At 74.0% G+C, this 12,854-nt stretch carries 9 protein-coding genes; 3 read left to right on the top strand and 6 right to left on the bottom strand.

What is annotated here, in order from left to right:
* The first annotated feature begins 200 nt into the window (after positions 1-200).
* The gene (locus AB0N76_RS28455) at positions 201-1,550 is read left to right on the top strand and encodes a glycoside hydrolase family 18 protein (protein WP_363561813.1); all 1,350 of its coding nucleotides are present in this window, start codon (positions 201-203) and stop codon (positions 1,548-1,550) included.
* Positions 1,551-1,706: 156 nt separating this feature from the next.
* On the opposite strand, the gene AB0N76_RS28450 is transcribed toward AB0N76_RS28455, so the two are convergent.
* A complete protein-coding gene (locus AB0N76_RS28450; RefSeq protein WP_363561811.1) occupies positions 1,707-1,946 on the bottom strand; it encodes a chaplin in 240 nt (79 codons plus the stop codon).
* 350 nt (positions 1,947-2,296) lie between these two features.
* The gene (locus AB0N76_RS28445; RefSeq protein ID WP_363561809.1) at positions 2,297-3,304 is read right to left on the bottom strand and encodes an FUSC family protein; all 1,008 of its coding nucleotides are present in this window, start codon (positions 3,302-3,304) and stop codon (positions 2,297-2,299) included.
* 525 nt (positions 3,305-3,829) lie between these two features.
* On the opposite strand from AB0N76_RS28445, the gene AB0N76_RS28440 reads away from it, so the two are divergent.
* The gene (locus AB0N76_RS28440; protein ID WP_363561807.1) at positions 3,830-4,639 is read left to right on the top strand and encodes an alpha/beta hydrolase; all 810 of its coding nucleotides are present in this window, start codon (positions 3,830-3,832) and stop codon (positions 4,637-4,639) included.
* 160 nt (positions 4,640-4,799) lie between these two features.
* On the opposite strand, the gene AB0N76_RS28435 is transcribed toward AB0N76_RS28440, so the two are convergent.
* Entirely contained in the window at positions 4,800-6,092 is a 1,293-nt protein-coding gene (locus tag AB0N76_RS28435) for an alpha/beta hydrolase (protein WP_363561805.1), read from the bottom strand.
* A gap of 330 nt (positions 6,093-6,422) precedes the next feature.
* Between AB0N76_RS28435 and AB0N76_RS28430 the strand changes: the two genes are divergently transcribed.
* Positions 6,423-7,274, top strand: a complete 852-nt coding sequence (locus tag AB0N76_RS28430) for an alpha/beta fold hydrolase (RefSeq protein WP_363561803.1) — start codon at positions 6,423-6,425, stop codon at positions 7,272-7,274.
* Between the two features lie 78 nt (positions 7,275-7,352).
* On the opposite strand, the gene AB0N76_RS28425 is transcribed toward AB0N76_RS28430, so the two are convergent.
* The 3 genes from AB0N76_RS28425 to AB0N76_RS28415 all read right to left on the bottom strand — a co-directional run bounded on the left by AB0N76_RS28425 (position 7,353) and on the right by AB0N76_RS28415 (position 12,751).
* Complete coding sequence (locus AB0N76_RS28425) at positions 7,353-8,534, bottom strand: lactate 2-monooxygenase (protein WP_363561801.1); 1,182 nt, start codon at positions 8,532-8,534, stop codon at positions 7,353-7,355.
* A gap of 170 nt (positions 8,535-8,704) precedes the next feature.
* Positions 8,705-9,847, bottom strand: coding sequence for a helix-turn-helix domain-containing protein (locus tag AB0N76_RS28420; protein ID WP_363561799.1), 1,143 nt, complete (start codon positions 9,845-9,847; stop codon positions 8,705-8,707).
* A 345-nt stretch (positions 9,848-10,192) separates the two neighbouring features.
* Entirely contained in the window at positions 10,193-12,751 is a 2,559-nt protein-coding gene (locus tag AB0N76_RS28415; protein WP_363561797.1) for a SpoIIE family protein phosphatase, read from the bottom strand.
* Positions 12,752-12,854 lie beyond the last annotated feature (103 nt).

Raw genomic sequence — 12,854 nt, 5'->3', positions numbered from 1 at the left:
CCACCCGGAGGAGCTCCGGGTGGCACGGCGGCTTCGTTTCGGCGCGGGTTTGCGAAAACTTTGCCGAACCGGTTGACAGGTCTAGACCTGGGCGGGGAGAGTCGTCGCGCCCCGTACGGGGGTGCGTTGTGGTCTCCCTGCTGCCGTCCTCCGATTCCCACGATCGTGCGGCCACTACCGCACAAGGGGTGATGTCGTTCATGCGTCACAGATTCACGACGAGGTTGACCTACGGTGCCGCCGTGGCGGCCGTGTTGGGGCTGCTCGCCCCGCTGGCGCCGGCCGCGGCCGCGGACCTCGACGGGGCGGCCGACTCCGGGCGGCACGGGAAGGCCGCGTACAAGCGGGTCGGCTACTTCATCCAATGGGGCATCTATGCCCGGAACTTCCACGTCAAGGACCTGGAGACCAGCGGGACGGCCGACAATCTCAGCCACATCAACTACGCCTTCGGCAACGTCGGTTCGAGCGGCACATGCCAGCTGGGCGGCCCCGGCTCCGACTCGTGGGCCGACTACGTCCGCCCGGTCGGCGCGGCCGAGTCGGTGGACGGGGTCGCCGACACGGCGGAGCAGGCGCTGGTCGGCAACTTCAACCAGCTGCGCAAGCTCAAGGCCCGGCACCCGGGCCTCAAGGTCATGATCTCGCTGGGCGGTTGGAGCGGATCGGCGCACTTCTCGGACGCCGTGCGGACGGACGCCGGACGCAAGGCGCTGGTCGCCTCCTGCATCGACCTCTACCTCAAGGGCAACCTGCCGGCGGACGGGGCCCGGGGCGGCGCGGGCGCGGCGGCCGGGGTGTTCGACGGCATCGACCTCGACTGGGAGTGGCCCGGTTCGGAAGGCGCGCCCGGCAATGTGATCCGCCCCGAGGACAAGCAGAACTTCACCGCGCTCGTCCATGAGTTCCGCACCCAGCTCGACGCGTACGGCGACAAGGCGGGGAAGCGTAGGCACTTCGAGCTGAGCGCGTACGTGCCCACCGCCCCCGCCAAGATCGACGCGGGCTTCGAAGTCGCCAAGATCATGCGGGACTTCGACTTCGTCAACCTCCAGGGCTACGACTTCCACGTCTCCGGCGAGAAGACCACCGCCCAGCAGTCCGCGCTGTACGCGAAGAAGGACTTCAGCGTCGACCAGACCGTCGACGCCTGGCTGCGGCGCGGCGCCCCGGCGCGCAAGCTGGTCACCGGCATGCCGTTCTACGGCCAGGGCTGGACCGGCGTCACGGGCGGCGGCGACGGTCTCGGGCAGCCCGCCGCCGGTCCCGCCCCGGCGACCTGGGCGGCGGGCAGCGAGGACTACAAGAACCTCAAGAAGCTCGCCGACTCCGGCACGTACAAGCTCCACCGGGGCCAGCGCAACGGCCACGCCTGGCTGTTCGACGGCAACACCCTGTGGACGTACGACGACCCGACCGTGCTGCGCACCAAGGCCGCGTACGTCCGCCGCGAGGGCCTCGGCGGCGCGATGATCTGGTCGCTGGACGGCGACACCCCCGACGGCGAGCTGATCACGGCGATCGACCAGGGGCTGAAGCAGGGACGGTAGACCGCGCCGGGCCGTCCGGCTCCGACGGGGGTCGGGCCGGGCGGCCGTGCTCGGTTCGAGCGCGCCGGTCGCCAGTCGGCGGGCGGCTCGCACGTGGGCGCGGGCCCGTCCCGGTGGACGGGCCCGCGTCGGGTCCTGCTGTGAGCGGTGCCGGGCTCAGGCGTTGACGCAGGTGTTGCCGAAGGCCGGGTTGAGTGCGCCGAGGACGTTGATCGAGTTGCCGCAGATGTTGATCGGGATGTGGACCGGGATCTGGATCTGGTTCCCGGACAGGACGCCCGGGGAGCCGGCGGCGATGCCCTCGGCGGTGGCGCCACCGGCGACGGCGGTGCCACCACCGGCGAACAGGGCGAGGACGGTGAGGGCGCCGGCGGCGAGGGCGGTGCGAGTACGCATGTCTCTCCTTAAACGGGTGAGTCGGCACATCAGTGCATCAATCACACCGGTGAGGAGGGGCGACCGCGCCGCATTGGTCATATCGGGGGCGTGTCCGATGCCCGGCCGCAGCGGGGCCGTCCGCCCTGCGGGGGCCTACGGCACCCCGGCGGATCCGGCAACCCGGGACGGCCGTACGGTGGCCTGCTGCGGGTGTGGCGGCGAGGTCCGTGATCAGGGCGGCCGCTCTGACGGGCCGGGGCCGAGTCCTGACGTCGAGGTTCGGGCTCGTTGCCATCGACCAGCTGGCCAACACCAAGTTGGCCAGGTCGAGTTGACGGATGAGCTCGCGAACCTCCCTGCCTCCGGGCTCAGGTGAGCCGGTGGCGTGGGGTGCGCCAGGGGAGGCCGACGGCGAGGGCGATCGCGCAGGCCAGCAGGGTGTGGACGAGGCGGGCGGCGATCGTCGCACCGTCGGACGGCGGCCCGGGGACGGCGAGCACCAGGACGATCACGCTCGCGAGTGCGGTGTGCAGCGCGTAGGAGAGGTCGGTGGCGCCGGGGAAGGCGGCGCCGACCAGCACCGCAACCGCCAGCAACACCCACTGACCGGCGAGGAGTTGGGACAGTGCGGCGGCCGCGAGCACGCCGAGGACGGTGCCGAGGATCCGGTCGGTGACCCGACGGGCGACCGACGGGTCGGCGGGCCGGAACGCGAGGGCGGCGGTGAGCGGGAGCCAGAACGCGTGCTCGGGGGAGAGGCTCTGGGCGAGCGCGGCGGCCAGTCCGACGCAGAGCGCGAGGCGGACGGCGGCGGACCGGCGCCGGCGGTCACGCAAGGGGTCGAAGCGGGGCGGCCAGGACGGCGCGGGCCTGCCGGGCCGGCGGGGGAGCGGGTGCGCCCGCCGAGCCCCGTGCGTCCCCTGCGCCCGCTGAGCCCGTACTGTCCGCTGCGCGCGGACGGTGGCGATGGCGATCAGCAGCGCCATCGGCAGGCAGCCCAGCGCGTACAGGGCGACGCTCCGCCCGGCCGGGAGCGTGCCGCCCAGGCCCATGCCGATCGCGGTCAGCACCATGAACTTCAGGCCGAACAGCTGATGGGCGGCCCTGCCGCTGCCGACCAGGCCCGCCAACAGCCCTGCCGCGACCATGCAGGCGACCTGACCCCACCCGGGGCCCGGGGCCGTGCTGCCGAGCAGCAGGCCCGCCGAACCGCCGAGGAGGATCGCGAGGAACCGGCCCGCCCGCTCGCGCAGCGGCCCGCTGTGGTCGCCGTTGACACTGCACACCGCGCCCGCCACGGCGACCGGCACCCCGGCCGGACCGGCCAGGAGGTGTCCGCCGACCAGTCCGGCGGTGATCGCCACGGCGCTGCGCACGGTGCGGTCCCACGGGACCCGCGCACTCCACCCCGCTCGCCCCGCCGGGGGCACCGTCTCGGCGGGGCGGCCGGGACGGCGGTGGCGGCGAAAGTGAAGAGGCATGACGCAGCGGACCCTTTCTGGGAACGGGGTGGACCGGAACGCCTTCCACCCTGCCTCCGGCGGTCGCCCCCGGGCCATGGTTGCCCGGACAGCGCTGCGGCGCCGGAACCTGTTCCGCATGACAGGCCCCGCTGCGAGCCACGAAATATGTAGACCGGTCTATAGAGAACGACCATGAATATGTAGACCGGTCTACATGTCAGGAATATGCAGACCGGTCTACATAGTGCTTCCCAAGTCGGCCCGAGCCCCCGCGTCACCCACCCGGAGCAGCGGGGCGGGCAGGGCGGACGGGCCGCGACGTACGGTCGAGGCCAGTCCGCTCCGCCCGCCCCGCTGCTCCACCTGCCCCACCCGCCAAGCCCGCTCCGCCCGCTCTACTCGTTCCGCCCGCGCGTGTTCCGCTGCTGGAGGTCACCCGTGCCGAGGTTCACCACCACCGATGACGTAGGGCTGCACTACTACGACGAGGGCGAGGGCCGGCCGGTCGTACTGGTCTCCGGCTACGGGCAGCCCGCCGACGACTGGGCGCTGCAGTGGGGCCAGCTCCGCGCGGCCGGGTACCGGGTGGTGTCGCTGGACCGCCGCTGGGCGGGGAGTTCGGACCGTCCGCCGTACGGGCTGCGGATGTCGCGCGGCGGCAAGGACGTCCAGGAGCTGCTCGCCCACCTCGACCTCCGCGACGTCCTGCTGGTCGGCCAGTCGATGGGCGCGAGCCACATCTGGGCGTACGCGAGCCTGTTCGGCTGCGAGCGGCTGGCCGGGATCGGCACCGTCGACCAGAGTCCGTGCATGATCAACAAGCCCGGCTGGGACAACGGCTTCTACGGCCTCACCCTGCAGAACCTCGGCACCTTCTTCCTCGAACCGGAGCACCTCCTGAACACCGGCCACGGCCGCCCGTGGCAGGACCCGGCCGCCGTCGACGCGAAGATCCGCGCGGCCGGCGGCAAGGGCGCGGTGCCGGACATCGCCCCCGAGACCTTTCCGCTGATGTTCGACCACGCGTGCCAGGACTGGCGTGACGTGGTCGCCCGGATCACCGTCCCGGCCCTGATCGCGGCCGGCGAGCAGAGCCAGTTCTGGCCCGCCGAACACGCCCGCGCCACCGCCGCGTTGAGCCCGTTGGCCCGGGCGGCCGTGGTGCCCGGCGCCGGTCACGCCGCGCACGTCGACGAGCCGGACGCGGTGAACGAGCTGCTGCTGGACTTCGCCGCCTCCCTGGGCTGACGCCCTTCCCGGACGGCACGCCCCGGGCGGCCCCCGGCCAACCCCGCCTCGTGGCGCGAGACGGCGGTGGGCCCCCGACCCGACGGATCCGGGTCGGGGGCCCGCCGCCGTAGGCCCGGTGGCATCGGGGCGCCGCCGCCGGGCCGGTCCTGGGGGCTGCTCAGCGCGCGGTCTGCTGCTCGAACTGCTGGATCACGTCGGCCGCGATCTGGGTGGCGAAGTTGCCCCGGGTGAGGTCGAACAGGTGGCTGGCCCAGGGTAGTTCGACGCTGCGGTGCTGGACGCCCGCGCCGGCCAGGGCCCGGTCCAGCAGCCGCATCTGCGACGGCGCGATCAGCCGGTCGTCGGCGCCGTGCATGCTCAGCGTGGCCGGCAGGCCGGGTCGGACGTGGTGCACCGGCGAGGAGGCGTACCAGGCGTCCGGGCGCTGCTCCTTGGTGCCGCCGACGTACTCGCGGGTCGCGTCCCGGATCAGGCCGGGCGCCGTGGAGTTGGCGACGACGTCGTCGAAGTCGGTGGTGCCGTAGAAGTTGATGACGCGGCGCACCGAGGTGTCGGCGTGCGGGTTGGTCGGCGGGAACATCGGGTCGCCCTCGGTGTACCCGGCCATCAGCGCCAGGTGGCCGCCGGCGGACTCGCCGAACAGCGTGATGTCGGACGGGTCGACGCCGAACCGGGCCGCGTTGTCCCGGACGTAGCCGACGGCGGCCTTCACGTCGCCGGGGCCGGTCTGCCAGTCGGCGTGCGGCAGCAGACGGTAGTCGATGGTGAAGACGGCGTAGCCGTGGTCGGTGAACCACTTGCCCCACGGGTAACCGTCCTCGCGGCCGCCGATCTTCCAGCCGCCGCCGTGGACGTAGACCATGGCGGGACGGGAGCCCGGGTGGGCGTCGGAGTGGGCGTCGGCCTTCCCGTGGGCGGGGAGGTAGTCGAGCTTCAGCTCGGTGTCGCCGACGGTCGCGTACGTCAGGGTCTGGGCGTCCTTCGGGCGCTCCGACCCGAGCGAGAGGCCGCGTCCCAGGTAGCTGTTGAGCGACAGCTGGGCGCCCTGGGCCTCGGCGGTGCGCCAGTGGGCGACGGCCGGGACGGCGGTCATGAACAGCATCAGCGCCGCACCGAAGGCCGCGATCAGGGTGGCCGCCCGGGCCCGGCGGCGCCAGGCCAGCAGGGCGAGGCCCGCGCCGAACACGAGCAGGACCAGCGTGAGCAGCTGGGCGCCGTCGACGGCGAGGGTGAGCAGGGCGGTCGCGGTGGTCGGGACCGGGACGGTCATCAGCACGGTGAAGAGCACCGCGAGCAGGCCCACGACGGAGGCGACCGTGGTGATCACCCAGGGCCGCTTGCGGGCCCGGCCCGGCGGAGTGACGGCCTCCGTACCGGCTTGGGTGGTGCCTTCGGTGGTGCCTTCGGCGGTGCTTTCGGTGGTGCTTTCGACGGCGGTGGTCTTCTTCATGGCGCGCGGGCTCCCTCGGCCGGTGTTTCGTGGGGCAGCACAAGTCGCGCGGAGCAAAGAAGAACCGGGCCGGGACGCGGTCGGGACCACGCGTCGCCCGGGTGAAGCCGCAGCTGGGCTGCCGTTTGAGCTGCTTCCATCCTGCCGCTGCCGATCCCCTCCCGGCGATGGACCACCGGACAGGGCTGGTCGTACGAAAACTGTCGCCCCCGACAACACCCCCGGCCTTAGCGTGAACGCCGACCCTTCGGCCGGCCCGCGCCCCCGGGTGCCCGGCGTCGCCGCGCACCACCGCGAGCGCCGTGCCGACCACCCTCCCGGGAGCTGTTGATGTTCACCTTCCCCAGCGCGGACGGCATCGAGATCCACGTCCGCCAGTGGCTGCCCGCCGCCGCCCCGCCGCGCGCCGTCGTCCAGATCGCCCACGGCATGGGCGAACACGGCGGCCGTTACGAGGCCCTGGCCGCCGAGCTGACCGCGCTTGGCTACGCCGTCTACGCCAACGACCACCGCGGGCACGGGCTGAGCATGCACTCCCGCAAGGGCTGCCTCGGCGCGGACGGCTGGAACCGGCTGGTCGAGGACACCGCCCGACTCTCCCGGCTGGTCCGCGAACGGCACCCCGGCCTGCCGCTGGTGCTGCTCGGCCACAGTCTGGGCTCCTTCGCCGCCCAGCAGCACGTCCTCGACCACCCCGGTCTGGCGGACGCGGTGGCGCTCTGCGGCACCGCCGCGGTCGACCACCTGCTCCCGGACCTGGCCGTCGCGGGCAGTGGCACCGCCCTGCTCGGCGCGCTCAACAAGGCCTTCCAGCCGGCCCGGACGCCCGCCGACTGGCTCACCCGCGACGAAGCCACCGTCGACCGCTACCTCGCCGACCCGCTCTGCGGCTTCAGCCTCGACGCGGCCGGGCTGGCCGACCTCGCCTGCGAGGCCCGCCGGCTCGCCGACCCGCGCGAGGTGCCGACCAGGCTGCCGGTCTACGTGTTCGTCGGCGACCAGGATCCGGTCAACGGCGGGCTAGTCTTCAGTGACGTCGTCGTCGACCGCTACCGGAACGCCGGACTCGCCGACGTCACCTACCGCATCTACCCGGGCGCCCGGCACGAACTGCTGAACGAGACCAACCGGGCCGAGGTGTCGGCCGACCTGACGGCCTGGCTCGACCGCGTCACCGGCTGAACCACCGAACACCGCAACGCCCCTGATGACGCGTCATGTCATCGGGGGCGCAGCGGCGTTCAGGGGAGGCGTCGGAGGTCAGACCCGGCGCAGGGCTCCGTCGGCGCGCAGGTCGGCGAGGGTCGGATAGCCGTCGACGGCCATGATCAGGTCGGCCTCGGCGAGCAGCGAACGCAGCACGTGCACGATGCCGTCGGCACCGCCGAGCGCCAGGCCGAAGGCGTACGGGCGGCCGACGCCGACCGCGGTGGCGCCCAGCGACAGCGCCTTGATCACGTCGGCGCCGGTGCGGACGCCGGAGTCGAACAGGACGGGCAGGCCGTCCGCCGCCTCGACCACGCCGGGCAGGGCGTCCAGGGCGGCCAGGCCGCCGTTGGCCTGCCGGCCGCCGTGGTTGGAGCAGTAGACGCCGTCCACGCCGCCGTCCTTGGCGCGGCGCACGTCCTCGGGGTGGCAGATGCCCTTGAGGATCAGCGGCAGGTCGGTGATCGACCGCAGCCAGGCGAGGTCGTCCCAGGTCAGCGGGTTGCCGAAGATCCGCACCCACTCGCGGACGGCGGCCGGCAGGTCCTCCTCGGGGGCCTTCGCCAGCCGGGCCCGGAACACCGGGTCGGAGGTGTAGTTGGCCAGGGCGTGGCCGCGCAGCTGGGGGAAGTTGGCGGTGGACAGGTCGCGCGGGCGCCAGCCGGTGATCCAGGTGTCCAGGGTGACCACGATGCCCTTGAATCCGGCCGCCTCGGCGCGGTGCACCAGGCTCTCGGCGAGCGCCCGGTCGGTCGGGGTGTAGAGCTGGAAGAAGCCGGGCGTGTCGCCGAGTTGGGCGGCCACGTCCTCCATCGGGTCGACGGTCAGGGTCGAAGCGACCATCGGCACACCGGACTCGGCGGCGGCGCGGGCGGTCGCGAGGTCGCCGTGACCGTCCTGGGCGCACAGGCCGATCACCCCGACCGGGGCCATGAACAGCGGCGACGGGAGCTTGAGCCCGAACAGGTCCACCGACAGGTCGCGGTCGGTGGCGCCGACCATCATCCGCGGCACCAGGCCCCAGTGCTCGAACGCGGCGACGTTCGCGCGCTGGGTGTGCTCGTCGCCGGCGCCGCCCGCGACGTACGACCAGACGGACGGCGGGAGCGCGGACTCGGCCTTCGCCGCCAAGTCGGAGAAGGTCATCGGCATGGTCGGCTGGATGCCGAACAGTCCGTTGAAGTAGATCTCGTTCTGGTAATCGCCGAATTGCCGGGCGCCGTTCTGCTGGGTCATGGTGTCCGCCGTCCTTCCGGTGGTGGGTGGCCGCGGGCTCGGGGCCGATCCCGGGTCTCACGCCCACCACCGTGCCAACGGCGGCGACGGGAAGCCATGGTGCGGCGGCCAGCAGCGGGGCGGCGGCTCTTGTCCGTGGCGACAAAGACGGTGCGGGGCGGACCTCGTGTTCAGCCCTGCTGCCCGGTGGCCTCCAGGTGGCGCAGCGCCCACCAGGCGGTCAGCGCGTCCTCCGTCCGGGCCAGGTCCAGGCCGGTCGCGGTGCCGAACGCCCGCAACCGGTAGCGCAGGGTGTTCGGGTGGACGAAGAGCTCCGCGCCCGCCTGCTCGGCGTTGCCGTCCGCGCGGAGGTAGGCGTCCAGGGTGCGGGCCAGCGTGCTCCGACGGGCGCCCGAGGTGTGGCCGAAGCACCGTTCGACCAGCCGCACGCCCGTCTCCGGCAGGGCCAACACCGCACCGTGCAGGGGCAGTTCGCCGTCCGCGACGCAGCGCCGAAGGCCGAACGCGGTGGCCAGCCGGGCCGCCCGGCGCGCCTCCACCAGCGACTCGTGCAGCCGGGCCAGCGGCCGCGCGGACCCCACTCCGACGGGCAGTTCCAGCGACGGCAGCGGGCGGCGGGCGGCCAGCCCGACCACCCGGTCCGCGCCCGGCTCCGCGAGCAGCACCACGGCGTGGCCGCGCAGGGCCCGCTCCAGCTCCGCGACCGGGCGCCCGTCCGCCGGGCGCGCGTACAGCACCAGGTACTCGCGGTTCTGGTCCAGGCCGAGGGTGCTCGCCGCGGTGGGCAGCCACTCCGTCGGCAACTCGCCCATCAGCAGCTGGCGCAGGAGGAGGGTGCGGTGCTCCTGCTCGGCCTGCACCCGCTCCAGCTCGTGCGTCCGGTGGCCGCGCACCACGGCGGTGGAGACCAGATCGCAGTACGCCCAGAAATCCCGGGTCAGCTCCAGGGTGACCTCGGGGGGCGTGTCGTCGCGCGCGGCGGCGTACAGCGCGTCGAACGCCCGCCGGGTGGTCAGCCGGAACGCCTCCTGGAGCGGCTCCAGTCCGATGCCCTGCTCGGCCCGCAGCGCGCCGAACTCCTCGAACGCCGTCAACTCGCCGGGCGCGGGCTCGCGCCGCTCGCGCAGCGCCTCGATGGCCGGCCCGAGCAGCGCGGCGAGCTCGGCACGTACGGCGTCCTCGTTCCGCTCCCGGTACGCCGGCACCCCGCGGACCACGGCCACCGCCGCCTCCGCCGCCACCCGCTCCAACGGCAACCGCCCGAGCAACCGCCCCCGCTGCCCGGGCGAGCCGACCTCGTCATTCTTGTCCACACCCACAATTCTCACCCCCCTCCCCACCCCCGCCACCGCCCACCCCGCCCGCGCACCACCCCACACCCGCGGAGTGGGAAGTCGGCCGGGCCGACTTCCCACTCCAAGCACGGGCCGAGGAGGGGAGAGAATCTGTAGACCGGTCTGCCTATTTTGGCGCTCGGTCTGGAGTAGAGCGGACGAGCGGGGCGCGACGCGGAGTAGGAAGTCGGCCGGTCCGACTTTCTATGCGGGGTGCCGGGGACGGGGCGGGTGGGGACGGGGCGGGTTCGATGGCGAGTGGGGTCTGTAGACCGGTCTACATAATCGCTGTATGTAGACCGGTCGGTATATTCCGGAGCCGAGTCAGCGGTGGTGAGGGGCGGGGAGGTCCTGTTCGGCCCAGATGGTTTTGCCTTGGCGGGTGTAGCGGCTGCCCCAGCGGGTGGTGAGTTGGGCGACGAGGTAGAGGCCGCGGCCGCCCTCGTCGGTGAGGCGGGCGCGGCGCATTCGGGGCTGGGTGGCGCTGGGGTCGGACACTTCGCAGGTGAGGCGTTCGGCGCGGATGAGGCGGACGTTGACCGGGCCGCCGGCGTAGCGGATCGCGTTGGTGACCAGTTCGCTCAGCACCAGTTCCGTGGTGAACGTGAGCTCCTCCAGTCCCCAGGCCCGCAGTTGAGCGGTGGCCGACTCCCGGACCCGGGCGACCGAGGCCGGGTCCGCCTCCAGCGTCCACCCGGCGGTGTCCTCGGGCGGGACCGCGCGGGTGCGGGCGAGCAGCAGGGTGACGTCGTCGGTGAGGCGGTGGGCCGGGAGGTCGGCGACGAGTCGACGCCCGAGTTCCCGCAGCGGCGACGCGGACGGACCGGACGGACCGGACCGACCGGACGGACCAGCCGGACCGGTCGGCTCCGCGAGGCGGCGGGCCAGTTCGGCCATGCCCTCGTCCAGGTCGTCGTCGTACCCGAGGAGCAGCCCGTCGGTGTACAGGGCGAGGAGGCTGTCCGGGGCCAGTTCGACCTCCGTCACCTCGAACGGCAGCCCGCTCACGCCGAGCGGCGGTCCCGGGCGGACGGGCACGTAGCCGACCGTGCCGTCCGGGGCGGCGACGGCCGGCGGCGGGTGTCCGGCGGAGGCCATCGCACAGCGCCGCGAGACCGGGTCGTACACCGCGTACACGCAGGTCGCGCCGAACGGGACCGCCTCGGGATACCCCGTGGAAAGGGCGGCAGTCGAGCCGTCCGCGTCCGGCCGTTCGGCCTCGACCATCAGTTGGGCGACCAGGTCGTCGAGGTGGACGAGCAGTTCGTCCGGTTCCAGATCGAGGTCGGCCAGTGTGCGGACGGCGGTCCGCAGCCGCCCCATGGTGGCGCTGGCGGCGAGCCCGTGTCCGACCACGTCCCCGGCGACCAGCGCGACCCGGGCTGAGGAGAGCGGGATCACGTCGAACCAGTCGCCGCCGATGCCGCTGGCCGTGTCGGTCGGCAGGTAGGCGCTGGTGGTGGAGACGGCGGTGGTCTCCGCCTCGGAGGGCGGCAGCAGGCTGCGTTGGAGGCCGACGGCGGCGCGGTGTTCGCGCGCGTAGCGGCGGGCGTTGTCCAGGGCGAGGGCGGCCCGGTCGGCGATCTCGCGCAGCAGGGCCAGGTCGGCCGGGAGGTAGGGCGGGCGGTTCGGGGCGCGTCGGACGGTCACCCGGCCGAGCAGGCGGTCGCCGGCCCGTAGGGGCGCGCTCATCGAGTCGGCGGAGTCGGCGAGCGACGCCGCCTCGCCGGGGTCGACGCGCACGGCCGGGGGTGCAGGCGGCAGCGGGGGCGGGGTCAAGGACGGTGGCGCGACGACGGCGGTGCGGCGCAGCGGCAGGAGCCCGTCGCGTCCGGGAGCGGGCTCCTCGCCGGTGAACACGGCCTCGGCGACCTCGACCACCGCCACGTCGGCGAGCCCGGGGGCCGCCCCGCTACCCGCGCCCCCGCCCCCGCCCCCGTCGCCCCCGCCAGGGTCGGCACCCCCGTCGCCCGGCGGGGCGAGGACGGCGGCCAGTTCCTCCGCCGTCCCCGCGACCGACAGCGAGCCGCCGACGGCCGCCGTGGCCCGGTGCAGCAGGGCGAGCCGTTCGCCGGTCCGGTGCAGTTCGGTGACGTCGGTGAACAGCGCGGTCACGCCGATGACCTGCCCGTCCGTCGCCTGCAGTCGGAACGCCGAGATCGCCATCACCGCCCCGCCCGCCGGATCCTCCAGGGTGCGGACGAGTTCCTCCGCGCCGACCAGCGGCCGCCCGGTGCGCAGCACGTCGCGCAGCCCGCGTTCGACCGCCGCCGCGTCCTGCGGCTGGAGGAAGTCGCCGAGGCGCCGTCCGCGCAGGTCCGGAGGGAGGCCGCTGTACGGGAGCAGGTGGGTGTTGGTGCGGACGAGGCGGAGCCGTTCGTCGAACACGGCGAGGCCGACCCGGTCCTGGAGGAACAGTTCGCGGGTGAACGCCCGGTCCTGGCGCGAGCCGGCGATCTGCGCGGCAGGGGCGGCGAGGACGAAGAACGACGGCGCGGGCGCGTCGGGCGCGGTGAGCGGCAGGACCTGGTACGCGACCGGCAGCCGGTCGCCCCGGCCCGAGCGCAGCACCGCCTCCCCGGACCAGCCGACGGCCCGCTGCCGTTCGGTGAGTTCGGACATCGCCGGCCACCCGGCCGGGTCGGCGAGCAGGTCCCGGACGGGGCGGCCGTGGACCTCGGCGGCGTCGAGGGCGAGCAGGCGTGCCGCCTCCGGGGTCCAGCGGACGATGCGGCCGTCCGCGTCGAGCAGGGCGCCGGCGGCGTTGTCGAGGAACGGGGTCCGGCCACGGGGGTCAGGGGGGCCAGGGGTGCCAGGGGGGTCAGGGGCGCCACCCACGCCGGGGGAGGACGGGCCAGGGGGCATGGCGTCCGCCGCGCTCATCCGGTCCGCTCCTCTCCTCCGCCGGAACCAGCTGGAACCAGCACGGGGGCCGGCCCGGGATCTCTCCATCATCCCCCGGCCCGCCGAACCCGCCAGTTCCACG

This window comes from Kitasatospora sp. NPDC093806 (assembly GCF_040683335.1).
Classification (GTDB): Bacteria; Actinomycetota; Actinomycetes; order Streptomycetales; family Streptomycetaceae; genus Kitasatospora.
The sequence above is the reverse complement of the archived record's forward strand: the minus strand, read 5'-3'. Positions and strand labels throughout refer to the sequence as shown.

What these genes read in the sequence shown, in the direction of transcription:
- AB0N76_RS28455 (WP_363561813.1), top strand. Translation starts at nt 201, where the DNA reads ATGCGTCACAGATTCACGACGAGGTTGACCTACGGTGCCGCCGTGGCG.
- AB0N76_RS28450 (WP_363561811.1), bottom strand. Translation starts at nt 1,946, where the DNA reads ATGCGTACTCGCACCGCCCTCGCCGCCGGCGCCCTCACCGTCCTCGCC.
- AB0N76_RS28435 (WP_363561805.1), bottom strand. Translation starts at nt 6,092, where the DNA reads ATGAAGAAGACCACCGCCGTCGAAAGCACCACCGAAAGCACCGCCGAA.
- AB0N76_RS28430 (WP_363561803.1), top strand. Translation starts at nt 6,423, where the DNA reads ATGTTCACCTTCCCCAGCGCGGACGGCATCGAGATCCACGTCCGCCAG.
- AB0N76_RS28425 (WP_363561801.1), bottom strand. Translation starts at nt 8,534, where the DNA reads ATGACCCAGCAGAACGGCGCCCGGCAATTCGGCGATTACCAGAACGAG.
- AB0N76_RS28415 (WP_363561797.1), bottom strand. Translation starts at nt 12,751, where the DNA reads ATGAGCGCGGCGGACGCCATGCCCCCTGGCCCGTCCTCCCCCGGCGTG.